The following is a 23,603-nucleotide window of genomic DNA, read 5'->3' on the forward strand; positions in this document are numbered from 1 at the left end:
ACTTCGGAAGGAGAGCCGTGCGAGTCGCCCTGTTCATCACGTGCGTGAACGACACGCTCTTCCCGGGCACCGGCAAGGCCGTGGTGTCGCTCCTGCGCAGGCTCGGCTGCGACGTGGACTTCCCCGCCGCCCAGACGTGCTGCGGGCAGATGCACGTCAACACCGGTTACCGGGAGGAGGGCGTGCGGCTGGCCCGGCACTTCACGGAGGTGTTCGCCGGCTACGACGCGGTCGTCGCGCCGTCGGGGTCGTGCGCGGCCATGGTGCGCGAGCAGTACCCGAAGCTGGCCAGGCCCGGCAGCAGGGGAGCGGCGGCGATCGCGGAGGTCGCGCCCAAGGTGCACGAGCTGTCGGAGTTCCTCATCGACGTGCTGAAGGTCGAGGACGTCGGCGCGTACTTCCCGCACCGGGTCACCTACCACCCCACCTGCCACTCGCTGCGCGGGCTGCGCCTCGGCGACCGGCCCACGCGGCTGCTCCAGCACGTACGCGGCCTGGAGCTGGTGCCGCTGCCCGGCGCCGAGGAGTGCTGCGGCTTCGGCGGCACGTTCGCGGTCAAGAACCCGGCGGTCTCCGCCGCGATGGGCGCCGACAAGACCCGCAACATCATGGACACCGGCGCCGAGGTGCTGTGCGCCGCCGACAACTCCTGCCTCATGCACATCGGCGGCACCCTGAGCCGCCAGAAGACCGGCGTCAGGACCATGCACCTGGCCGAGATCCTCGCATCCACAGAGGAGGCCCAATGAGCGCGACCTTCCTCGGCATGCCGGGAAGTTTCCCGAAGAACTCGCAGAAGGCCGTCCAGAACTCGCAGCTGCGCTTCAACCTCCGCAAGGCCACCCACACCATCCGCGGCAAGCGGGCCGGCGTCGTCGGCGAGCTGCCCGACTGGCAGGAGCTGCGCGCGGCCGGCAAGGCCATCAAGGACCACACGCTGCGCAACCTCGACCGCTACCTGATCCAGCTCGAAGAGGCCGTGACGCGGGCGGGCGGCACCGTCCACTGGGCCAGGGACGCCGCCGAGGCCAACCGCATCGTCACCGACCTGGTCAAGGCCACCGGCGAGACCGAGGTGGTCAAGGTCAAGTCGATGGCCACCCAGGAGATCGAGCTCAACCAGGCGCTGGCCGCGCACGGCATCACCGCGTACGAGACGGACCTTGCCGAGCTGATCGTGCAGCTCGGCGACGACTTCCCCAGCCACATCCTGGTCCCCGCGATCCACCGCAACCGCTCCGAGATCCGCGAGATCTTCCTCGACAAGATGCCGCACGTCCCGCCGGGCCTGACCGATGACCCGCCCGCCCTCGCCGAGGCGGCCCGGCTCCACCTGCGCGAGCGCTTCCTCAGGAGCAAGGTCGCGATCTCCGGCGCCAACTTCATGGTGGCCGAGACCGGCACGCTGGTGGTGCTGGAGTCGGAGGGCAACGGCCGCATGTGCCTGAGCCTGCCCGAGACCCTGATCAGCGTCGTCGGCATCGAGAAGCTGCTGCCCTCCTGGCGGGATCTGGAGGTGTTCCTCCAGCTCCTTCCGAGAAGCTCCACGGGTGAGCGGATGAATCCCTATACGAGTATGTGGACCGGCGCCGTCGAGGGCCAGGACTTCCACCTGGTGCTGCTCGACAACGGCCGCACCGACGTGCTCGCCGACGAGGTGGGCCGCCAGGCGCTGCGCTGCATCCGCTGCTCGGCCTGCCTGAACGTCTGCCCCGTGTACGAGCGCGCGGGCGGCCACGCGTACGGCTCGGTCTATCCCGGCCCGATCGGCGCGATCCTCACCCCGCAGCTCAGGGGCATGTCGTCGGAGCTGGACGCGTCGCTGCCGTTCGCCTCCAGCCTCTGCGGGGCCTGCTACGACGTCTGCCCGGTGGCCATCGACATCCCCGAGGCGCTGGTGGACCTGCGGGCCAAGGCGCCGCACGCGGCGGCGGAGAAGGCCGGCATGAAGGTGGCCGGCTGGATACTGAACGACCACGAGCGGCTGGCCAAGGCGCAGCGCGCGGCCACCCGCGCCCGCAAGCTGGTGCCCAAGCGGCTGCCCGGCCCGCTGTCGGCGTGGACGGACACCCGAGACCTGCCCGAGATTCCCGAAGAATCCTTCAGAGACTGGTGGGAGCGGAATGAGCGCGCGTGAGGAGATCCTCGCCAGGGTCCGCAAGGCCATCGCCGGCGCGGAGGACGTCGAGATCCCCCGCCACTACCGGACGGACCGGCAGGGCGAGGACCTGGTGGGGCTGTTCGCCGAGCGGGTGGACGACTACCGGGCGATCGTGCACGTCGTCCCGGCGGCCGAGGTGCCCGGCAAGCTCGACGCGTGCCTCGGCGAGCGCCGCATGATCGTCCCGGACGGCTTCGGCCGGGCCGGCGGCTGGGACGACGTCAACACCGCCGACGGCGTGGTCACCGGCTGCGCCGTCGCCATCGCCGAGACCGGCACGATCGTCCTCGACCACGGGCCCGGCCAGGGCACGAGGGCCCAGACGCTCATCCCCGACTACCACCTGTGCGTGGTGCGGGCCGACCAGATCGTGGCGGGCGTGCCGGAGGCGCTGGCCAGGCTCGACCCGGCCCGCCCCCTCACCTGGATCAGCGGCCCCTCGGCCACCAGCGACATCGAGCTGAACCGGGTGGAGGGCGTCCACGGCCCCCGCACGCTCGAAGTGATCATCAGTACCTGAGCACCGCGGCCACGTCCTCGACCGCGTCGGTGAACCACAGCTCCGCGTCGGTCATCGCGGCCGCCCTGGCCAGCGCGGAGTCCGACCGCTCCCGGATCGGCTCCTCCACGCCCCAGCGGCGCAGCTCCCCCTCGTCGGTGGCGAGCTGCGTGCCGCCCTCGCCGATCCAGACCGGGCCGGGCCGCTCGCCGGGCAGCAGCACGGCGTGCACCCGGCCCTCGCGCAGCGCCTGACAGACGCGCGCCATCCCGGTCGGCCCCGCGGACTCCTGGTGGCGTTCCAGCAGCTCGGCGCGCCTGCGGTCGAGCCATTCGTCGAGCGCCCGCTCCACGTCCCGCTCGAACTGCCCGTGATTGTCGCGGCTGCCGTGCTCGACGATCATCACCCGGTCGGCCGCCTTCGTGCCGAGGTGGTGCAGCAGGTACGAACGCGACTTCGGCTCGCCCGCGACCAGGATCAGCTCGGCGCCGATCCGCCGGACCTGCTCGTCGATCTCCTTGGCCACGGCCTGCGCGTTCTTCTCCCAGGCGTCGTCCACGGCGCGCTCGTACCGCTTCTGCGACCAGCCGCCCTGGGCGGTCTTCTGCAGCGGCCACGAGGCCGCCTCCACGGTGGTGCTGCGCGGCGACCCGCCGCCGAACACCGTCACCTCCGCGCCCGCGTGATCCACGATCACCCGGATGTGCGGGATGTTCTCGCCGCGCCGCATCAGCAGCGGCGTGACGTGCGGCAGCGGCGTCCACGTGGCCAGCTCGGACGGCGCCTCGGGCAGCGACTCGGCCAGCACCACGTCACCGTGCGTGGCGAACAGGGCCCGCCCCGCGGCGGCGCCCAGGGCCTCCTCCTCCAGGGCGTCCAGGGTCGCCTCGTCGGCGTGCCCGGAGTGCCCGTCGAGCCGGTCGCGCACGCTGCGCCAGTGGGACTCGCGTTCAGGCCCCGTCAGAGCGCCCAGGTAGACCGAGGCGTACGGGCCGCGCCGCTCGTACAGCGGGCGGATGAAGTCGAGCCGCACGGCTCACCACCTCCGCTTCTCCACGCCGATGCCGAGCGCCTTGGCGACGTCGGCCATGTTCGTGTAGTCGCGCTCGGGCAGGGACTCGACCATGTCGATGATCGGATCGGGCGCGCCCTCGCGCTGGGCGCGGGCCAGCAGCTCGCGCTTGGACGAGGGCCAGTGGGTGTCGCTCAGCCACTTGGCGAGGTCGCTGCGCACGTCCACGTCCCGCTGCGTCATCCCTTCGGGGACGCCCGGCTCGTGTCCTGGCGGGTACGAGTGAAGCGACTCCTCACCGGGCGCCGGCATGGCCTCGGGCTCCTTCCACTCCTCGGCATGCGTCGTACCGCCTCCGCGCACCAGGCCCTCGGTCTCGTGCTTCTGCTCGTCGTCGAGGCGGGGTCCGTGCTTGTCGCTTCCACGTTCCATCATTCAAGCCACTCTCCTCTCAATCCGCCCCTACCCCCGCTTTCGTGGGCAAACATCGCGACTGTGTACCCTCCACACCGTGTTCGATCCCGACGTGAGCATCGCCACGGAACGACTTACGCTCCGGCCGTTCGGCCCCAAGGACACCCTGCGCATCCGCTCCATCGTGCAGTCCGGCGCCCAGTTCCTGCCGCCGGGCGCGCCCGCCAGGGTCTCCGGGATCGCCCCCTGGCTGATGCACGGCGTGCACGAGCTGCGCCGCTCCGGCCAGGGCATCCACCTGGCCATGACCGACGCCGAAGGGGTCATCGTCGGGGCGATCAGCCTGTTCAAGACCTCGTGGAGCGCGGGCACCACCGAGGTCGGCTACGGCGTGCACCCCCTCTACCGGGGCCGCGGCTTCGCCACCGAGGCCGTGCGCGGCCTGACCGCCTGGGCGTTCGACACCATGGGGCTGCGCAGGATCGACCTGACCGCCAGGCTCGACAACCTCGCCTCGCTCCGCGTCGCCACCAAAGCGGGCTTCACCTGGGAAGGCGTCGTCCGCGACGCGGTCGTGGACGGCGACGGCGCGCACGACCTCGTCCTGTTCGGCCTGCTGCACTACGACAGCCGCGTGCCGCCCGCCACCCTGTCGAAGGCGGAGCTGCGCACCCAGCGGCTCCTCCTGCGCAGGCAACGCCCCGAGGACGCCGCCGACCTGGCCGTCACCGGCGCCGACCCGCTCACCCAGCGGTTCACCGGCGTGCCCAGGGACTACTCGGCCGAGCACGCCCGCGCCTACGTCGCGCACGCCGAGCGCCGGTGGATCAGGGGCGTCGGCGTCGCCTGGACCGCCGCCGAGCTGGCCACCGGCCGGTACGCGGTCAACGTCGACCTGCGCGACCTCGACTGGACCGGCAGGACCGCCGAGGTCGGCTACATGACCGCGCCCTGGGCCAGAGGCAAGGGGTACGCGGGCGAGGCCGTGCAGGCGGTCGCCCGCTGGCTGTTCGAGCGGCACGGGTTCAGCCGCCTCCAGCTCCGTGTCTCCCCGGCCAACAACGCCTCCCAGCGGGTCGCGGAGAAGGCCGGCTTCGTCAGGGAAGGGCTGGCCCGCGCCTCGATCGCGGGCGAAGACATGATCGTCTACAGCCTCATCCCCACGGACCTGGTCTGAGGGCACACCGGACTGACCCCCGTACCCTTTGTGAAACCCCGTCCGAGCCGTCACCCTTGAGTGGAGGACGGTGAGGCGCATGATCACGGTGGTCGGCTGGGACGGCAGTGAGCTCTCGGCCAAGGCGGTGGGCAAGCTGCGGGAGGCCAAGCTCGTCGTGGGGCCCGACGCCGTTCTCGGCCAGCTCGGCCTGACCGCGGCCACCGCGGCCGACGGGGCGCTGCTGGAGGCGCTCGACGACCACCTGGAGCACGGAGAGGGCCCCGCGGTCGTGGTCGCGCCGGGCGATCCCGGCTTCTTCGGCGTCGTCCGCACACTACGGGCGCACGGCCTCAAACCGGACGTGCTGCCGGCCACCTCGCTCGTCACCCGCGCCTTCGCCTGCGCCGGGCTCAACTGGGAGGACGCGCTCGTCGTCGCCCCGTCCGGCCCCCGCCAGCTCGACCGGGTCGTCAACGCCTGCCGCGCCCATCCCAAGGTCGCGCTGCTCGTCGCCCCCGGCGTCGGCCCCGCCGAGATCGCCCGGGAGCTGGCGCCCACCACGCCGCGCGCGCTCATCGTGTGCGAGGACCTCGGCGGCCCCGACGAGCGCGTCACCCACAGCCGCATGGGCGAGGCCACCACCAGGCCGTGGAAGGACCCCGACGTGGTCCTCGTGATCGACCCGCTGCACCAGCCGAAGGAGCCGAGCTGGGTGGCCGGCGCGCGGCCCGGGCCGTCGGAATGGGCGCTGCCGTCCGCCGACGGCATGCCGGCCGAGGCCAGGGCGTACGTGCTGGCCAAGCTCGGCCCGCGGCTCGGCGACCTCGTGTGGGACGTCGGCGCCGGCACCGGCCAGATCGCCGTCGAATGCGCCAGGCTCGGCGCCGCCGTCGTCGCCGTCGAACGCGACGAGGAACGCTGCGCCAAGCTGCGCGCCCACGTGCTCGAACACGGCGTCAAAGTGGCCCTCACCAGAGGACAGGCGCCCCCGGCGCTGGAGCCGCTGCCCGACCCCGACGCCGTCTTCGTCGGCGGCGGCGGCCTCGACGTCATCCTCGCTTGCGCCGCCAGGCGCCCGCGCGTGCTGGTGTGCGCGCTGCGCAAGGTCGAGCACGTCGCCGGCGTGCTCGACCGGCTGCGCGAGCACGGCTACCGCGGCGAAGGCACCCAGATCCAGGTCTCCAAGCTGCTGCTCAACCCCGACGGCTCCCACAGCCTGGCCGCCGTCGACCCCGTCTTCGTGGTGCACGCGACACCCGCGCACGCAGCGTGACCTGTTGCCCACACGGGCGCATCGGTTATCCTCGCGTGTCTTTGTCCACCGCACCGGAGAATCCCTCACGATGAAGCCGCCGCTCCTGCTGATCGGGCAGAGCTCCCAGGATGACGCCTACGCCGCCGAGTTCGGCAGGTTCGTACACCGCCTGCGCTGCCGCCTCGACCAGTCGGGCGCCGATGTGTCCGGGGGCTACCTGGAGCGGGCCACGCCCCGGCTGAGCGACTCCGTCGCCTCCCTCGTCGCGCGGGGGCACCACCGGCTCGTCGCGCTGCCGCTGAGCCTCAGCAGGGTCGGCGAGGAGTTCCCCGCCGCCATGGCGCTGGAGCAGCAGCGCCACCCCACCCTCATGTACGACTACGGCCGGCCCCTCGGCCCCGACCCGCGCGTCCTCGCCCTGCTCGCCGAGCGGCTCAACGAGGCCGCCACCGAGCTGTCCAGGCCGCGCGCGCTGGAGCTGGCCGGCGCCCGGCCCCGGCTGCGCGCCGTCGACTCCCCGCCCGCCGAGGACCTCCACCAGCACATCGAGCCGGGGGAGACCGCGGTCGTGCTCGTCGGCGAAGGCTCCACCGACGCCGCCGCCAACGCCGAGGTCCACCGCGTCTCCCGGCTGTTCTGGGAGACCCACGCCTACGACTTCATGACCGTCGAGACCGCCTTCGTCTCCGTCACCCCTCCCGGGGTGCCCGGCGGGCTGGAGCGCTGCCGCCGCCTCGGGGCCAAGCGGGTGATCGTGGTGCCGTACCTGCTGTTCGCCGGTGGCCTGCTGGAGCGGGTCTGGGCGCAGGCGCTGGCGTACGGCGCGGGGCACCCCGACCTCGACATCCGCTGCGCCGAGGTGATCGGCGACTGCGAGACGCTGGCCGACGTCGTGATCGACCGCTACGAGGAAGCGCTCCAACTCGTCCCGTGACCGGAGGTTCGTCGTGGTCGCTGAGATTTTGTACTGGAGGTCCTGTGTTCGCTGAGACGCCGGCGGTTCTGTTTGGGAGGCGCCGTGTTCGCTGAGACGCCGGCGGTTCTGTTTGGGAGGCGCCGTGTTCGCTGAGACCCTGGCGGCGATCCGCCCCGCGGACCCGCGGGTGCTCGCCGAGGCGCGCGCCCACCAGGACCGCCTCACCAAGCCGCGCGGCTCGCTGGGCGCGCTGGAGGAGGTCGCGGTCCGCCTGGCGGGCGCGGCCGGCACCAGCCCGCCGCCCATGCCGGAGCCCGCCGCCCTGGCCATCTTCGCCGCCGACCACGGGGTGCACGCGCGCGGCGTCAGCCCGTGGCCGCAGGAGGTCACGGTGCAGATGGTGGCCAACTTCCTGGCCGGGGGCGCCGTCGCCAACGCCTTCGCCGCCCAGGCGGGCGCCTCGGTGACGGTGGTGGACGTGGGCGTCGCCGCCGACCTGCCCGACGCTCCCGGCCTGGTCAACCACAAGATCGCGTACGGCACCGCCGACCTGTCGCAGGGCCCCGCCATGACCGTCGACCAGGCCGTCCAGGCGCTGGAGGCCGGCATCGTCGTGGCCCGTGACCTGGTCGCCAAGGGCGCGCGCTGCCTGATCACCGGCGACATGGGCATCGCCAACACCACCGCCTCCGCCGCGCTCGTCTCCGCCTTCACCGGCAAGGACCCGGCCGAGGTGACCGGGCGGGGCACCGGCATCGACGACGAGACGTACGAGCTGAAGGTCGGGATCGTGCGCGCGGCCCTGCGCGCGAACGCGGTGACGGACCCCGCCTCCTCGCCCAGCGAGACGCTGCGGGCGCTGGCGGCCGTCGGCGGGTTCGAGCACGCGGCCATCGCGGGCTTCATCCTGGGCGGCGCGGCGCTGCGCGTGCCGGTGATACTCGACGGCGTGATCGCCGGGGCCGCCGCGCTGGTGGCCGCCGCGTTCGACCCGGCCGCCGTCGATCACTGCGTGGCCGGCCACCGCTCCGCCGAGCCCGGCCACACCGCCGCGCTCGCGCATCTCGGCCTGCGCCCCCTGGTGGATCTGGAGCTCCGGCTCGGCGAGGGAACGGGCGGCCTGCTGGCGCATCCGATGGTGTGCGCGGCGGTGCGGGTGATGCACGACGTGGCCACGTTCGACTCGGCGGGAGTGACTGAAAAGCCCGTGTGATGATGGGAGGCACTGGAGGGAGCGACAGTGTCTCGTTATGGACCGATGTACGGACCTGACATCACGTTCCTCGGGGTCGATCGCTGCGACGTGAACGACCCCGAGAGCTACGCGGGCGCCGACGTGGTGATCATCGGCGCCCCGTTCGACGGCGGCACGTCCAACCGGCCGGGCGCCAGGTTCGGGCCCATGGCGCTGCGCCAGGCGTGCTACCTGCCGCACGACGGCTCCAGGCCCAGCCTCGCGCTGCGCGTGGACGCGCTGCGCGACCTGCGGGTGCTCGACGCCGGCGACGTGGAGTGCTACTCGGGCGACGTCGAGGGCTCGCTGGCGGCCATCGAGGAGGCGGTGCACCGGGTGGCCGCCTCGGGGGCCGTCCCGCTGGTGCTCGGGGGCGACCACACGGTGGCGCTGCCGGACGCGCGGGGGACCGCCAGGGCGTACGCGGCGGGGCGCACCTCGATGATCCACTTCGACGCGCACGCCGACACGGGCGACATCGCCTTCGGCCACCTGTACGGGCACGGCCAGCCGATGCGGCGGCTCATCGAGTCCGGGGCCATCAGGGGCGACCGGTTCCTGCAGATCGGCCTGCGCGGCTACTGGCCGGAGCCGGAGACGCTCGGCTGGATGGCCCGGCAAAATATGCGTTCCTATGAAATGACGGAAATCGTGGCTCGCGGGCTCGACGAGTGCCTGACCGAGTCGTTCTCGGTCGCGCTCGACGAGTGCGACCAGATCTTCCTGTCCGTCGACATCGACGTCTGCGACCCCGGCCACGCCCCCGGCACCGGCACACCCGAGCCCGGCGGCCTCACCGCCCGGCAACTGCTCGATGCGGTCCGCCGGATCTGCTATGAAATGCCCGTGGCCGGCATGGAAGTGGTGGAAGTGGCGCCGCCGTACGACCACGCGGACATCACCGCGTACCTCGGCAACCGGGTTATCCTGGAAGCCCTGTCAGCGATGGCCAGACGCCGCAAGGACGATGAGGGCGGGCCACGTTGGGATCCCAGGCAGCCTCTTCTTGATGGTCGTTGACCCGTGCGCAGCAAATGACGCATGCGGAGCCGGTAGGTTTACGTCCTAACACAACCTTCGCGAACGGGAGATTCCCCCCATGGGTCCCTACCTCCTCGGCCTGCGGCTTTCCGGCCGCCGGGTCCTCGTCGTGGGCGGCGGCCGCGTCGCGCAGCGACGGGTGCCCGCGCTGCTAGAGGCCGGTGCGGAGGTCACCGTCGTGTCGCCGTCCGTCACGCCGGCCCTCGACGACCTCATCGCCGCCGGCCGGGTCACCTGGCACGCCCGGCCCTACGAGGTCGGCGACTGCGACGGGGCCTGGCTCGTACAGGCCTGCACCGATGACAGGTCCGTCAACACCGCGGTCGCCGCCGAGGCGGAGGCCAAGCGCGTGTGGTGCGTGCGCGCCGACGACAAAGACGCCTCCGCCGCCTGGACACCCGCCACCGGCCGGGTCGACGAGATCGGCGTCGCCGTCACCGCGGGCGGCGACCCGCGCCGCGCCGCCGGCATCAGGGACGCCGTGGTCGAGGCGCTGCGCGACGGCACCGTCGACGCCCGCCGCAACCGCACCAAGCCCGTCGGCGTCGCCCTCGTCGGCGGTGGCCCCGGCGACCCCGGCCTCATCACCGTGCGCGGCCGCCAGCTCCTCGCCCAGGCCGACGTCGTCGTCGCCGACCGCCTCGCGCCCCGCGCCCTGCTCGACGAGCTGGCCCCCGACGTCGAGCTCATCGACGCCGCCAAGGTCCCCTACGGCCGCGCGCTCTCCCAGGAGACGATCAACGAGCTGCTCGTCGACCGCGCCCGGCAGGGCAAGTTCGTCGTCCGGCTCAAGGGCGGAGACTCGTTCGTGTTCGGCCGCGGCGGCGAGGAGATGATCGCCTGCGCCGAGGCCGGCATCCCCGTCCTCGTCGTGCCCGGCCTCACCAGCGCCGTCGCCGTGCCCGCCGCCGCCGGGGTGCCCGTCACCCACCGCGGCGTCAGCCAGGAGTTCCACGTCATCTCCGTGCACGTGGCCCCCGACGACCCCAAGTCCACCGTCGACTGGCCCGGCCTGGCCCGCTCCCAGGGCACGCTGGTGCTGCTGATGGCCGTCGAACGCCTCGCGAAGGTGGCCGAAGCCCTCGTCCGCGACGGACGTTCGCCGGAGACTCCCGTAATGGTGGTACAGGACGGTACCCTTCCGACCCAGCGGGCGGTCACCGCTTCGCTTTCCACCGTGGCCGACCGCGTGTCCGCGGCTGGGATCCGGCCGCCGGCGATCGTCATCGTCGGCGACGTCGTGCGGGTCGGCCAGGAGGTCGAGATGGTACGAGCGGAGCGCTTGCCGTGAACACGGCCATGGATGACGGGCGGCACGAGTCGCTCGGGGAGCAGACGTTGAGCTTCCGCCCGATAACGGACGACGACCTCCCCCCGGAGGCCCAGCCCGACGCCACCCCCCGCACGGGGCCCGCCACCGACGGGGAGGTCGCCTCGGGCGAGCCCGCCGACGGGAAGGGCTCGGGCCAGCGCGCCCACCGGGAGAGCCGGGCTGAGCCCGCCCCTCAGCAGGGCCAGAGGGGGCCCGCCCATCGGGAAGGCCGGGGCGAGCCTGCCGGCCCTCAGTCCGTCGGCCCTCAGCCCGCCGGCCCGCGGTCCGCGGGGGAGGAGCCGCCTGCCCGCCGCCCCTCCCTCTTCGAAAAGCCCGCCATCCTCCGTCAGCCCGCGCCCGGCGGGCCGCCCTCGTCCGCGCGGCCCGCGCCCGAGGCCCCCTCGCCGGAACGGCCCTCCCTCTTCGTGAAGCCGGCCGCCCTCGGGGGCCCCGGCGCCCCTGTTTCGAGGGGCGACGTCCAGGACGCGCCGCATCCCACGAAGCCCGGCGAAGACCCGGCCGCCCCCGACCTCGCGACGGAGGCCGCGGACGCCTCCACCACCGCCCAGGCCGACGAGCCCGCCACCGAGCCCGCCACCGAGCCCGCCACCGAGAGCGCGTCGGAGGCCGCCGGCGCCTCCGCTGCCCAGCAGGGCGACGAGCCCGCCGCGGAGGCCGCGGATGCTCCCGCCGCGTCACAAGCGGCCGAGGAGCCCGCCGCCGGGGTCGCGACCGAGCCCGAGGCCGCGTCCGCCGCCACGCCCGACGGCGAGTCCGACGTAGCTCTCACCGCCGACGCGCCTGAGGGCGAGCCCGACGCCGCCACCGGCCCCGCCGCCGAGGTCGCGCCGGACACCGGCTCCGAGCCCGTCTCTCCTGACGAGGCCGCCTCCGCTTCCGAGCCGGAACCCGCACCCGAGCCGGACACCACGCCCGAGCCGGACACCACGCCCGAGCCCGAGGCCGCCTCCGAGCCCGAGGCCGCGTCCAAGCCCGAGGCCGACGCCTCCGCCGAGCCCGAGCGCGCGCCTGCGTCCGAGGCTGAGCCCGAAGCCCAGCCCGAGGCCCAGTCCGAGTCCGAGCCTGAGCCCGAAGCGGAGTCCGAGCCTGAGCCCGAAGCGGAATCCGAGCCTGAGGCCGAAGCCGAGGGCGGGTCTGAGGGCGAGGCGACGGGTGGGGCCGAAGCCGGAGGGGCGGGGGCGGAGTCCGGTGAGGAGCCGGTGGGGCCGGGCGAGACGCTGGAGGAGCTGCCGCAGGAGGCCGCCGAGGCGCTCATGTCGGCCCTGGGCGCCCTCCGCGAGAGCATCGCCGACCTGCGTTTCGGTCTCGACCTCCCGGGCTCGGCCGAGGCGAGGCAGGCGCAGGCCGACCTGCTGGCCCAGCTGGAGAACTACGTCCTGCCCCGGGTGCGAACCCGCACGGCCCCGGCCCTGATCGTGGTCGCGGGCTCGACGGGCGCGGGCAAGTCGACCCTGGTCAACAGCCTGGCCGAGAAGAACGTCTCGCGCACCGGCGTGCGCCGCCCGACCACCGGCACCCCGGTCCTGGTCTGCCACCCAGAAGATCGCGAGTGGTTCGCGAAGGGCGAGCTGCTCGGCGGCCTGCGCCGGCTCGACCAGCCGTCCCGCGAGGCCGGCATGGACGGCCTGGTGATCGTCTCGACGGAGAAGCTCCCACAGGGTGTCGCGTTGCTCGACACGCCCGACATCGACTCGGTGGTCGAGGAGCACCACGAGATCGCGCACCGCATGCTCGACGCCGCCGACCTGTGGATCTTCGTGACCACGGCGGCCCGTTACGCCGACGCCCCCGCCTGGAGCCTGTTGCGGCTGGCGAAGGAGCGCGGTGCCCGCCTGGCGATCGTCCTGTCGCGGGTGCAGGAGCGCTCGGCGGACGTGGTGCTCAAGCATTTCGTCCGTATGCTGACCGAGTACGGCCTGGGCGACATCGACCGGTTCGTCATCCATGAGGCGAAGGTGACCGATGGCAGGCTGCCCGACGCCGAGGTGACCGATCTGCGGTTGTGGCTGGCCGAGCTGTCGGTGGATGAGGCGCGGCGGGCGCAGGCGGTGCGCGAGACGCTCAACGGCGTGCTCAACAGTTTCCGCACCCGCGTTCCGGCGCTGGCCAAGCAGCTGGAGGCGCAGGTCGCGTTCCGGGCGGAGCTGCGCGCGGACGTGGAGGCGGCGTTCCTGAGCGCGCTCAGCGAGATCGACAAGGCGTCCAGGAACGGCTCGCTGCTGCACGGTGAGGTGCTGGCGCGGTGGCAGGAGTTCGCGGGGTCGGGCGACCTCGTCCGCTCGTTGCAGCTGCGCAAGCGCGGCCGGGCGGCCAAGCAGGCGCCGGAGCGGGTGCTGGCGTTCAAGGCGGCGATCCGCACGGGGCTGGAGGCGGTGATCGTCGCGGCCGCGAACCGTGCCTGCGAGGAGGTGGTGGCGCGCTGGCGGCACCGCTCGGAGCTGGGGGCGAAACTCGGGGAGGATCTCGACCGGCCGTCCGACGACCTGGTCCGCCAGGCGGGGCGGGCGATCGCGTCCTGGCAGGAGCATCTGGGCGAGCTGGTACGCACGGAGGGTGTGGCCAAGCGGTCGGTGTCGAAGCTGGTGTCGTTCGACCCCGAGTCGCTGGCGCTGATCTTCATGGTCGCCATGTTCAGCGGGGGCAGCGGCGAGGGGGTGCCGCACCGGCTGGTCAACGCCCTGCTCGGGGCCGAGTCGCTGCGCGGCATCGGGGCCAAGGCGCTCAGTGATCTGCGGGCCAGGATCGGCATGCTGTTCGACGAGGAGGCCATGCGTTACGTGCAAGCGCTCGACTCCGCGGGCATTCCCGACGAGTCCGTCGCGACCCGCCTCTATCAGGCAACGTACAACCTTGAGGTCGCTCGATGACCACCACGACCACCAGACCGGGCCTGGCTCCGCGGCTGACGGCGCTCACCAAGGTGGTGGAGCTGGGCCCGGGGCGGCTGGACAAGAAGCTGCTGAACGAGTCCGGCGCGCTGCTGCAGCGGGCCGGCAACCGGCTCAAGCTTTCCTCGGAGCACACGGTCGTCGCCCTGGCGGGCGGCACGGGCAGCGGCAAGTCGTCGCTGTTCAACGCGCTGTCGGGGCTGGAGCTGTCGCCGACGGGCGTCCGCAGGCCGACCACCGCCCGTACGCACGCCTGCGTGTGGGGGCTGGAGGGGGCGGGGCCGCTGCTCGACTGGCTGCAGATCCAGTGGCGTCACCGTTTCTCGCGGGCCAGCGCGCTCGACAAGGGCGACAGCCAGCTGCACGGGCTGATCCTGCTGGACCTGCCCGACCACGACTCGATCAGGGCGCTCACCGACACCGAGGCCGACCGGCTCATCGGCCTGGCCGACCTGGTGGTGTGGGTGCTCGACCCGCAGAAGTACGCCGACGCCTCCACGCACCGCCGCTACGTGACGGAGCTGGCGGGGCACGAGGCGGTCACCGTGTTCGCGCTCAACCAGGCCGACCGGCTGACCACCGAGGAGCTGGCCGAGCTGGTCATCGACCTCAACGACCTGCTGCGCAGGGAGGGCGTCGAGCATCCGAGCGTCGTCCCGACCTCGGCGGTCACCGGCCGCGGCATCGAGAGCCTCAAGAGCGTCATCGCGACCGCGGTGGCGCGGCGGCGCGCCGCCATCCAGAAGCTGGAGGCCGACCTGCACCGGCTGGAGCAGAAGCTCAGCCAGGTCATGCCGCTGAGTGAGGCGCTGTCGGCGCCGGCCACGGTCGACGAGGCCCGCAGGATGGGCCTGACGGACGCGCTGTGCGACGCGGTCGGCGTGCCGGCCGTGGGCGAGGCCATGGAGAACGTCTACGCGGAGCGGTCGAGCCGGTGGGTCGGCTGGCCGTACCCGCGCTGGATCGGCAAGCTGCGCGGCGACCCGCTGAAGAGCCTGCGGCTCGACGACGTCAGCGAGGAGATCCGCGGCATCTCCACCTCCTCGGTGAGCGCCCAGTCGGCCGAGGTCGCGAACGCGGTGCAGGCGCTGGCCGACGGCCTGTCCATGAGCATGCACCCGGTCTGGCGCACGGCCGTGCACCAGGCGGCCAGGTCCCGCGCCGGCCAGCTCCCGCAGGCCCTGACGGATGACCTCGCGGAGGTGGCGCCGCAGCTCGACCGGGTGCCGGGCTGGTGGCGGGCGCTGAAGGTGTGGCAGTACTTCCTGGTGGTGGCGTTCGTGGCCGGGCTCGCCTGGCTGGCGGTCGGCCTTCTCATGCCGGGGCAGCTCCCGCCGTCCCTGGAGCTGCTGGGCGACACGGCGACGCTGCCGTGGGTGGGGCTGATGATGGCCTCGGTGCTCGGGCTGGGGGCGTTGTCGGGCATCGCGTCCCGCAACTTCGTGGAGCTCGGCGCCTCGCGGGAGCGGGAGCGGCTCGAACGGGAGATGCGCCGCAGGGTCGCTGCGGTGGCGGCCACGATGGTGGTGGAGCCGGTGGAGCGGGAGCTGGGCCGGCACCATGCCTTCTACACGGCCCTGAGGGATTTGTCGGTATAAATCAGCACCACCGGCCCCGGCGCGGTCAGCTCTGGGCGATCAGCCGGCGATACACGTCGTAGGCGGGCTTGGGCCGGTAGTCGCTGGTGGTCAGCCCGAGCCGGGCGGTCGGCTCGTCGCGGCCCGAGTCGGCGTCCCGCAGGCCGAACAGTTCGTAGTGTGTGACGTTGAGCCGGGCGGCGCAGGCGGCCACTGTACGGATCATGATGTCGAGCCGGGCGGCCTGGTCGGCGGGCGTGCGGCCGGGCCCCGTGGGGGTGCCGTTCTCGGCGACGTGAAGGGGCACCTCCGGGCCGAGGTGGGCGCGGGGCATGCGGTGCTCACGCAGGTGGCGCAGCGCGTGCTCGGTGAGCCCGGCCAGCGCCGGCTCGGGCACAGGGGAGAAGGCGTCCGGGTAGAGCCCGAGTCCCACGTAGTCGACGTGGGCCGCGAAGTCGGCGGGAGCGAGCGCCTCCAGGTGCGCCCAGAACGCGTCGTCGCCGCCCAGGAACTCGGGCGGTTCCGCGACGGAGAACCCGATCCGGACGTCACGGTGCCCCGCCGCGTCGAGCAGCCGCCGGGCGTGGCGCGTCCCGGCGGTGAGGGCGTCGAGGACCCCGGGGGAGCTGCCGTCGATCCAGGGCAGGGGGAAGTTCGGCTCCAGGGTGATCTGCAGGAAGCGCGCGACGGCCCCGTACCGGTGCACGGCCCGCTCGACGAACGCCAGCCAGCCGTCGAGATCGCGCTGGTCCGGCAGGTAGCACAGCACGAGGTCGAGCCGGCGGTCGCCCGTCGTGTACCACTCGTCGGGCATGGTCAGCTCGCGCAGCCGCCGCTCGGGCGCCAGGGCCCGCGCCTTCTCCGGGTCCGCGGGCGTCCCCAGGAAGTGCAGGTATTCGCGGACGACGAAGGGCCGCCCGCCGCTCAGCCCGCCGACCAGGTCGTCGATGGCCGCGCGGTCGTCGGGCGGGCCCGCCGTGCCGGCGACCCGGCCGGCCGCGTAGATGCCGTACGTCAGCCCGCTCACGCCTGTCCCTCCGCCACCGGCCAGGCCAGCTCGCCGTCCTCGATGCGGATGATCAGCGCGCGGATCCAGTCCGCCTCGGCGCGGAGCTGGTGCAGGACGAAGTCCACCTCGATCATGGTGATCTCCTTCACGCCGGGGCCGCCCGCCCGTTCCAGCTCCGAGATCCGCTCCTCCAGCGACTCCAGCCGCTCGCGCAGCACGTGCGGGGCCTCCGTGCGGTCGAGCGCGCCGAGGTAGGCCAGCGCGTCCACGAACGCCGAGGTGGTCACCCTGGCCTCGCGGATCTGCCGCCGCACTCGTTCCCTGAAGACGCGCCAGCCCTGGTCGGTCAGGGCGTAGACAGTGCGCGTCGGGCGGTTGCCCACCTGCTCGACCCCGGTCTGGGCGACCCAGCCGGCCGCCTGCAGCGACCGGACGAGCGCGTAGACGGAGCCGCTCTTGGCGTTCAGGTACGGGTAGCGCTCGTTGAGCGCGACGGCCAGGGCGTACTGATGCATGGGCCGCTCGACCAGGAGGCCGAGCAGCCGCAGGGTCAGGGGGTTGTCCACTGCGGTCGTTGGCATAGCCGAATACTAACAGTCGAATACGAGTATATGGCTTATCGGGACAGAAGTTCCCTTAATGTGCGATCGGGTGCTACTGTTCTCTCGTCTTAACGGAACTTTTGAACCGTTTGTAGCGGCGTGCCGTCCCGCACGCCCGAGAGGAAGCCCCTGCCATGACCACCACCACACCCCTGCCGGCGACCACCGGTCAGGCGCCATCGCCGCAGCTCACCGGCCGCCTGCGCGTCGTCCTCGCCGTGCTCCTCGTCGCCCAGTTCATGCTGGCCGTCGACTTCTCGATCCTGAACGTCGCCCTGCCCGCCATCGGCGACGACCTCGGCTTCTCCCTCGGCGGCCTCCAGTGGATCGCCACGGCCTTCGCCCTCTGCGCGGCGGGGTTCACCCTGTTCTTCGGCCGCATCGGCGACCTGGTCGGGCGCAAGCGCATCTTCCTCGGCAGCCTCGCGCTCCTCGGCGTGGCCTCGCTCGCCGGCGGGCTCGCCCCCACCCCCGAGATCCTCATCCTGGCCCGGGTCGCGCAGGGCCTCGCGACGGCCGCCGCCACCCCGGCCGGGCTCGCCCTGCTCACCACGTCCTTCCCCGAAGGGCCGCTGCGGCAGAAGGCGCTCGGGCTCAACGGCGCCCTCATGTCCGCCGGGTTCACCGCCGGCGCGGTGCTCGGCGGCGTCCTGACCGACCTGCTCTCCTGGCGCTGGGCGTTCCTCATCAACGTGCCCGTCGCCCTCGTCGTGCTGCTCGTCGCGCCCGCCGTCATCGCCGAGTCCCGCCCCGCCGGACGTCCCCGGCTCGACCTGCCCGGCGCGCTCAGCGTCACCCTCGGCCTGCTCGGCATCGTCTACGGCCTGACCCAGGCCGGCGAGCACGGCTGGACCCACCCCCTCGCCCTGACCGGGCTGCTCGCCGGCGCGGCCCTGCTGGTCGTCTTCCACCGCGTCGAACGCCGCGCCGCCGAGCCCCTCGTGCCCCTGCACGTCCTGCGCCGGCCCACCGTGGCCTGGGGCAACCTGCTCGGCCTGCTCGCCTTCGTCACCGAGACGTCGCTGGTGTACCTGCTCACCCTGTACCTGCAGAAGACCCTCGGCTTCTCCGCCCTCGCCGCCGGGCTGTCGTTCGGCGTCCTCGGCCTCGGCACCGTCGCCGGCGGCCTGCTCGCCCCTAAGGTGATCGCCCGCACCTCCACCGCGACCGTCCTGATCGGCGGTGGGCTGCTGCAGACGGCCGCCACCGCCGTCCTGCTCCTCATGGGCGGTACCTCCGCCTCCATGGGGCTGCTGCTGCCCGCCACCTTCCTCGGCGGCGTCGGGAACATGCTGGTCATCGTCGGCTTCATGGTCACCGCCACCACCGGCCTGCCCGACCATCAGCAGGGCCTGGCCACCGGGCTGGCCTCGATGTCCCAGCAGATCGGCATCACCATGGGGACCCCGATCATGTCCGCGATCGTCACGGCGGCCACCGGCGGCGTCGTCACCGCCGGAGCCGTGCTGCACGGGGTCACCGTCGCCATCGCGGTCAACGCCGCGCTCGTCCTGGCCGGCGTCCTCATTGCCGCGCTCTTCCTGCGGCACCGCGCCTGACCGGCCCCATCTCTACGGAGCACATCATGGATCTTCAGCTCACCGGCAAGGTGATCCTCGTGACCGGCGCCACCAGCGGCATCGGGCTGGCCGCCGCGCGCGTACTGGCGGCCGAGGGAGCCCATGTCGCGGCCCTCGCCCGCGGCCACTCCACCACCGTCGCGCCCGCGCCGTCTGGGGACGCGCTCGCAACCGGCGGGAACGCGCCCGCGCCGGCTGGGGACGTCCTTCCGGCTGGGACGCTGCTCGTCCGCAGCGACCTCACCGACCCCGCCACCCCCGCACGGGCCGTCGCCGCGATCATCGACCGGTACGGCAGGCTGGACGGCCTCGTCAACAACGCCGCCGCCCTGACCTCCCGCGACTCCTTCGCCGCCATCGACGACGAGCAGTGGCACGCCACCTTCGAGCTCAACCTGCACGCGGCCGTCCGCATGACCCGGGCCGCACTGCCGCTCCTGGAGAGCAACCCGGCGGGCGGTGCGATCGTCCACGTGGCCAGCGAGGCCGCCCGCCTGCCCGACCCCACCATCGCCGACTACGCCGCGTCCAAGGCGGCGCTGCTGTCGGTGTCGAAGTCGCTGGCCGCCGCGTACGGCCCGGCCGGGATCCGCTCGAACGTCGTCTCCCCGGGCCCCACCCGCACCGCGCTGTTCGACGCGCCCGGCGGCTTCGCCGACCAGCTGGCCCAGCGCTTCGACCTGCCGCCGGACCAGGCCGTGGAGCACTTCGTCCGCGTCGAACGGCGGCTGCCCACCGGGCGCATCGGCACCCCCGAGGAGGTGGCGGGCGTCATCGCCTACCTGCTGTCACCGCTGGCGGCGCAGGTCACGGGGGCGGAGTGGGCCATCGACGGCGGCGCCCTGAGGCAGCTGTGAACACGACCACGAAGCCCACCGCCGCCACCCCCGGACCGGAGCCGGTCACCGGCCCGCCTCCGTCCTGGTCGAGCCTCGTCCTTCCCGGCGCGCCACCCGTGCCGGTCCGGGTCCACCTGCCGGAGGACCGCGCCCCCGCCGGGCTGCTGGTCTGGGCGCACGGCGGAAGCTGGCAACACGGCTCGGCCGCCGAATGGCACCACACCACCACGGCCCTGGCCGTCCGCTCCGGGTGGGCGGTGATCAGCGTGGACTACCGGCTCGCGCCACGCCACCGCCACCCCAGCGCCGTCCAGGACGTTCTCACCGCCCTCACCTGGGCCCACGACGGAACGCCCGGCACCCCGCTCGCGGCGGATGGCTCCAAGGCCGGGACTCGGCTTGCGGCGGCCGGTTCCAAGGCCGGGATTCCTCTCGCGGTGGGCGGTTCCAAGACCGGGATTCCTCTCGCGGTGGGCGGCGACAGCGCCGGTGGCACGATCGCCGCCGTCGCCGCCCTGGCGGCCCGGGACCGCGGCCTGCCGCTGGCCGCCCAGGTGCTGGCCTACCCGCCGTTCGACCCTGACTGCGCCGCCCCGTCCTACCACCGCTCACCCTCCGCGTTCCCGCAGGCGGCGGCGCTGCGCGGAGCGTGGCGCGCCTGGCTCGGCGACAACACCGCCACCGCCGGTGACGTCGCTGCTCACGACATCGGCGGCGCGCCCACCGCGGACCGCACCCGCCTGTACGCGACCCCCTGGCAGGCACCCACCCTCGCAGGAGTGGCCCCCGCCATCCTCGCCGTCGGCCGCGACGACCCCGTGCACGACGACGTCGTCACATACGCGCGCCGCCTGCACGCCGACGGCGTCCCGGCGAGGCTCCTCCGCCCACCGGGCGCCCGTCACGGGGACATGCTGCGCCCCGACCGCCCCCTCCTCCACCAGCTAGCCACAGCTCTGCGCGAGCTCACCCCGTCCCCTTGAGGAGAGACATGACCGCGAACGTCCCCCCTGCCCCGCTAGAGGCTCTCGTCCGCCACTTCACCGACCTGCGTGACGGCACCCACGCCGGCCACGCCACCCGCGAGGGCAAGGAACGCGCCTTCCACCAGGCCGTCGCCCTCCTGAACGCGCCCGCCCGGCAGGTGCTGGCCGAGTTCGACCACCACCTCCTCCTGGACACCGGCACCGTCGAAACCACCGGCCTGGTGCCAGACAGCACGGGCGGCAGCTTCGCCACCTGGTCCCTGTCCTGGCCGGCGCAGCGAGCGGCGGGCATCGCGCCCATCACCCTGACCGCCCACTACGGCGCCGGCTTCCACCACCCGCACCTGCGGGGCGCCACGGTGGGCGAGTGGCCGCTGAACGTCATGGACGCGCGGCACGCGGCGGAGCTCGTCCCCGTCCTGAGGGCCATCGCCGCCGCCGACCTGCACAACCTCGTGTTCCTGCGCGACTGGCGCATCGTGCCGGCCATCACCCGTTGATGGCTGAAATACCTATCGAGTGGGAGATGTGATGACCCTCTTCTTCGCCGCCAAGACCGGAACGGCGCTGACCGCGCTGCTGATCGCTCTCGGCACCCCCGCAACCACCACCAGCCCTGCCCAGGCCACGGCTGCGTCCCCCCAGGCCGCCGCCGCGCCCGTCCCGGCAGGTGTCACATCAGCACAGACCGACGCCCTCAGGCGACAAGCCGGCTGGCGAGCCGCCTGGATGGCCGCCCCCCAGCGCGCCAGCACCGGCTTCGAGCCCAACTGGTCGGAGGAAGGCTTCAGCGGCCAGAGCGTCCGCCAGATCGTCAGACTCACCGCAGGCGGCTCATCACTGCGCATCCGCCTGTCGAACGACTACGGCCCCTCACCCGTCCACCTGACCGGAGCCACCGTGGCCTACGCGGGCCAGGGCGCGTCGTTGCAGCCAGGCTCGATACACCGCCTCACCTTCGGCAGCGCCCCATCGGCCGACCTCCCCGCGCACGGCGCCCTGACCAGCGACCCGGTACGGCTGCGCATCGAGCCGTTCCAGTCCGTGGCCGTGACGCTCTACTTCGCCGGCACCACCGGCCCGGCGACGTTCCACTCCCAGGCCTATGCCACCAGCTACCGCGCCCAGGGCGACCACGCCGCCGACACCACCGCCACCGCCTTCACCCAGAGCACCCACTCCTGGTACTACCTGTCCCGGGTGGACGTCACCGGCGGAAAGGACCAGCAGGGGAAGGCCGTGGTGACCTTCGGCGACTCCATCACGGACGGCTTCGGCTCCACCAACGACGCCAACAACCGCTACCCCGACGAACTGGCCGAGCAACTGGCCGCCCGCGGCGCCCCCCGCCCGGTCCTGAACGCCGGCATCGGCGGCAACCTCGTACTGAACGACTCCGCCTGGTACGGCGACCGCTCGGCGGCCCGCTTCCGCCGTGACGCGCTCGACCAGCCCGGCGTCGGTACGGTCATCATCTTGCAGGGCGTCAACGACATCGGCTTCAGCGAGTCCGACACCCCGACCTACAAGCCCGCACCCGTGGTCTCCGCGGACGAGTTGATCGCCGGACACCGCCGGCTCATCCGCCAGGCCCACGCCAAGGGCATCAAGGTCGTCGGGGCGACGCTGCTCCCGTTCAAGGGCTCGGACCACTGGGGCGCGCACGCCGCCGCGGTCAGCGACGCCGTCAACGAGTGGATCCGCACGTCAGGCGAGTACGACGCGGTGGTGGACCTCGACCGCGCCCTGGCCGCCCCCGACGACCCCGACGTCCTCAACCCCGCGTACGACAGCGGCGACCACCTGCACCCCAACAACGCCGGCTACACCGCCATGGCCCGCCACATCACCGACAAGCTGACGTCCACAACGAAGTAGCCCCTCCCCTCCACCCCTTGAACTCCCTCATCCACAGCCGGCACAGCCCTCCCACCCCCCATCCACAGAACCACCTTCGGCCACCGCCACCCCCCTCCCACCACGGCACCGTGTTCACCAGACCGCGGGCAGCCGGCCCGCCACATGGGAGGCACGGGATGAACGACATCTACATCACGCTCACCGGCAACGTCGCGGCAGAGCCGAGGCAGTACAGCTTCGACGAAGGCGTCAAGGTCACCTCACTGCGGGTCCTCACCACCCACCGCTACTTCGACAAGAGGGCGGGCCAGTGGGTGGACGGGGAGAAGGTCTGCTTCACCGTCCGCTGCTGGCGCGCCCTGGGGGAGAACGTCGCCGCCTCCGTACGGGCGGGCCATCCCGTGGTGGTGTCGGGCAAGCTGCGCATCCGCGAGTTCGGCGCCGAGGGAGACCGCCGCTTCATGCCTGAGATCGAGGCAAGCGCGGTAGGCCACGACCTGCGCTGGGGCACCGGCGCCTTCACCAAGCCGGAACGCGGCGGGTCCGGCGCGGTCAGCAAGGAGATGCGCGACCGCCTGGACGAGGAAACCCGCGACTGGGCCATGGGCCCCCGCCCCCAACGCTCCCTGAGCCGCTCCCCCCTCCGCGAAGAACCCAACCCCTTCCACACGTCCGACGACAACGAGCAACCCCTGACCACCGTCAGCGCGACCGTTGGAGGTAGCGGGGCCGCCGAGAACGACGTGACGGCCGAGCGCGCCGTGACCGCCGAGCGCGGAGAGACGGCCGAGGGCGGCGAGACGGCCGAGCGCGGCATGACCGCTCACAGCGGCGTGATCGCAGAGGGCGGTATGACCGTCGAGAACGGTCTGCGCGACTTGGGTGGCACCGTTCACACCCTCGTCCCCGACCACGCCCCGGCAGCCTCGGTCACTGGACACTCCACGGAACCGAGCGGACATCACACGGTCGCAAGAGGCCACGACGCGGACGTGAAGGGACGTGGCTCGGACCTCAAGGGACGTGGCTCGGACGTCAAGGGACGCGGCGGGAACACCAAGGGACGCGACGCGGAGGCCAGAGGACGCGACACCGGCACGAAGGCAGCCGATGGTGACGACGGACACCTGACCACGGCAGAGAAGGCAGCAGCTTAGCCACGAGCCAGAAAAGCGCCGAAAGCACCGGGGCGCCGTTCGCCGGCACGGCGCCCCCCGCTTGCCAGCACAGTGCCCCCG

General features: G+C 73.0%; 21 protein-coding genes. 17 read left to right on the forward strand and 4 right to left on the reverse strand.

Features of this window, described 5'->3' with window-relative positions; genetic code table 11:
* The first annotated feature begins 17 nt into the window (after positions 1–17).
* The 3 genes from HCN51_RS33705 to HCN51_RS33715 are packed head-to-tail and all read left to right on the forward strand — an operon-like array spanning position 18 to position 2,681.
* Complete coding sequence (locus HCN51_RS33705) at positions 18–749, forward strand: heterodisulfide reductase-related iron-sulfur binding cluster (RefSeq protein WP_168015127.1); 732 nt, start codon at positions 18–20, stop codon at positions 747–749.
* Positions 746–2,137, forward strand: coding sequence for a lactate utilization protein B (locus HCN51_RS33710; RefSeq protein WP_168015128.1), 1,392 nt, complete (start codon positions 746–748; stop codon positions 2,135–2,137). The genes HCN51_RS33705 and HCN51_RS33710 overlap by 4 nt, the downstream gene beginning before the upstream one ends.
* A complete protein-coding gene (locus tag HCN51_RS33715) occupies positions 2,124–2,681 on the forward strand; it encodes a LutC/YkgG family protein (protein ID WP_168015129.1) in 558 nt (185 codons plus the stop codon). The genes HCN51_RS33710 and HCN51_RS33715 overlap by 14 nt, the downstream gene beginning before the upstream one ends.
* Here HCN51_RS33715 and HCN51_RS33720 read toward each other — a convergent pair.
* Together HCN51_RS33720 and HCN51_RS33725 are read right to left on the reverse strand one after the other, a co-directional pair.
* Positions 2,671–3,693, reverse strand: coding sequence for a baeRF2 domain-containing protein (locus HCN51_RS33720; RefSeq protein ID WP_168015130.1), 1,023 nt, complete (start codon positions 3,691–3,693; stop codon positions 2,671–2,673). The two genes, HCN51_RS33715 and HCN51_RS33720, sit on opposite strands and share 11 nt — an antisense overlap.
* A gap of 3 nt (positions 3,694–3,696) precedes the next feature.
* Entirely contained in the window at positions 3,697–4,107 is a 411-nt protein-coding gene (locus HCN51_RS33725) for a DUF2795 domain-containing protein (protein WP_240973511.1), read from the reverse strand.
* 76 nt (positions 4,108–4,183) lie between these two features.
* Here HCN51_RS33725 and HCN51_RS33730 point away from each other — a divergent pair, with 76 nt between their 5' ends.
* From HCN51_RS33730 to HCN51_RS33765, 8 genes are all read left to right on the forward strand, one after another.
* Positions 4,184–5,263 carry a GNAT family N-acetyltransferase gene (locus HCN51_RS33730; protein WP_168015131.1) on the forward strand — a complete coding sequence of 360 codons (1,080 nt, stop codon included), beginning with the start codon at positions 4,184–4,186 and terminating at the stop codon, positions 5,261–5,263.
* A 79-nt stretch (positions 5,264–5,342) separates the two neighbouring features.
* Positions 5,343–6,518 (forward strand): bifunctional cobalt-precorrin-7 (C(5))-methyltransferase/cobalt-precorrin-6B (C(15))-methyltransferase, encoded by a 1,176-nt coding sequence (locus HCN51_RS33735; RefSeq protein WP_168015132.1) that lies wholly within the window; start codon positions 5,343–5,345, stop codon positions 6,516–6,518.
* A 70-nt stretch (positions 6,519–6,588) separates the two neighbouring features.
* On the forward strand, positions 6,589–7,434 hold the full coding sequence (locus HCN51_RS33740) for a sirohydrochlorin chelatase (RefSeq protein ID WP_080046066.1): 846 nt from the start codon (positions 6,589–6,591) through the stop codon (positions 7,432–7,434).
* Positions 7,435–7,558: 124 nt separating this feature from the next.
* Positions 7,559–8,629: a nicotinate-nucleotide--dimethylbenzimidazole phosphoribosyltransferase gene (gene cobT / locus HCN51_RS33745; protein WP_168015133.1), complete on the forward strand. Its 1,071-nt coding sequence runs from the start codon at positions 7,559–7,561 to the stop codon at positions 8,627–8,629.
* A gap of 45 nt (positions 8,630–8,674) precedes the next feature.
* Positions 8,675–9,670, forward strand: coding sequence for an agmatinase (gene speB / locus HCN51_RS33750; protein WP_206068178.1), 996 nt, complete (start codon positions 8,675–8,677; stop codon positions 9,668–9,670).
* Between the two features lie 79 nt (positions 9,671–9,749).
* Positions 9,750–10,982, forward strand: a complete 1,233-nt coding sequence (gene cobA / locus HCN51_RS33755) for a uroporphyrinogen-III C-methyltransferase (protein ID WP_168015135.1) — start codon at positions 9,750–9,752, stop codon at positions 10,980–10,982.
* Complete coding sequence (locus HCN51_RS62515) at positions 10,979–13,891, forward strand: dynamin family protein (RefSeq protein WP_346433881.1); 2,913 nt, start codon at positions 10,979–10,981, stop codon at positions 13,889–13,891. Before cobA ends, HCN51_RS62515 begins: the two co-directional genes overlap by 4 nt.
* A complete protein-coding gene (locus HCN51_RS33765; RefSeq protein WP_168015136.1) occupies positions 13,888–15,510 on the forward strand; it encodes a GTP-binding protein in 1,623 nt (540 codons plus the stop codon). Before HCN51_RS62515 ends, HCN51_RS33765 begins: the two co-directional genes overlap by 4 nt.
* A 25-nt stretch (positions 15,511–15,535) precedes the next feature.
* On the opposite strand, the gene HCN51_RS33770 is transcribed toward HCN51_RS33765, so the two are convergent.
* Together HCN51_RS33770 and HCN51_RS33775 are read right to left on the reverse strand one after the other, a co-directional pair.
* A complete protein-coding gene (locus tag HCN51_RS33770; protein WP_168015138.1) occupies positions 15,536–16,516 on the reverse strand; it encodes a hypothetical protein in 981 nt (326 codons plus the stop codon).
* Positions 16,513–17,079, reverse strand: coding sequence for a PadR family transcriptional regulator (locus tag HCN51_RS33775; protein ID WP_168015140.1), 567 nt, complete (start codon positions 17,077–17,079; stop codon positions 16,513–16,515). Before HCN51_RS33775 ends, HCN51_RS33770 begins: the two co-directional genes overlap by 4 nt.
* Before the next feature lie 155 nt (positions 17,080–17,234).
* On the opposite strand from HCN51_RS33775, the gene HCN51_RS33780 reads away from it, so the two are divergent.
* The 6 genes from HCN51_RS33780 to HCN51_RS33805 all read left to right on the forward strand — a co-directional run bounded on the left by HCN51_RS33780 (position 17,235) and on the right by HCN51_RS33805 (position 23,522).
* Positions 17,235–18,659 (forward strand): MFS transporter, encoded by a 1,425-nt coding sequence (locus tag HCN51_RS33780; protein ID WP_168015142.1) that lies wholly within the window; start codon positions 17,235–17,237, stop codon positions 18,657–18,659.
* Between the two features lie 26 nt (positions 18,660–18,685).
* Positions 18,686–19,537: an SDR family NAD(P)-dependent oxidoreductase gene (locus HCN51_RS33785; RefSeq protein WP_168015144.1), complete on the forward strand. Its 852-nt coding sequence runs from the start codon at positions 18,686–18,688 to the stop codon at positions 19,535–19,537.
* On the forward strand, positions 19,534–20,502 hold the full coding sequence (locus HCN51_RS33790) for an alpha/beta hydrolase fold domain-containing protein (protein ID WP_206068179.1): 969 nt from the start codon (positions 19,534–19,536) through the stop codon (positions 20,500–20,502). Before HCN51_RS33785 ends, HCN51_RS33790 begins: the two co-directional genes overlap by 4 nt.
* Positions 20,503–20,510: 8 nt before the next feature.
* Positions 20,511–21,005 carry a hypothetical protein gene (locus HCN51_RS33795; protein WP_168015146.1) on the forward strand — a complete coding sequence of 165 codons (495 nt, stop codon included), beginning with the start codon at positions 20,511–20,513 and terminating at the stop codon, positions 21,003–21,005.
* A 31-nt stretch (positions 21,006–21,036) separates the two neighbouring features.
* Positions 21,037–22,383 carry an SGNH/GDSL hydrolase family protein gene (locus HCN51_RS33800; protein WP_168015148.1) on the forward strand — a complete coding sequence of 449 codons (1,347 nt, stop codon included), beginning with the start codon at positions 21,037–21,039 and terminating at the stop codon, positions 22,381–22,383.
* A 158-nt stretch (positions 22,384–22,541) separates the two neighbouring features.
* Positions 22,542–23,522 carry a single-stranded DNA-binding protein gene (locus HCN51_RS33805; RefSeq protein WP_168015150.1) on the forward strand — a complete coding sequence of 327 codons (981 nt, stop codon included), beginning with the start codon at positions 22,542–22,544 and terminating at the stop codon, positions 23,520–23,522.
* The last annotated feature ends 81 nt before the right edge of the window (positions 23,523–23,603 follow it).

Source organism: Nonomuraea composti, assembly GCF_012034275.1.
In the GTDB taxonomy this organism is placed as follows: Bacteria; Actinomycetota; Actinomycetes; order Streptosporangiales; family Streptosporangiaceae; genus Nonomuraea; species Nonomuraea composti.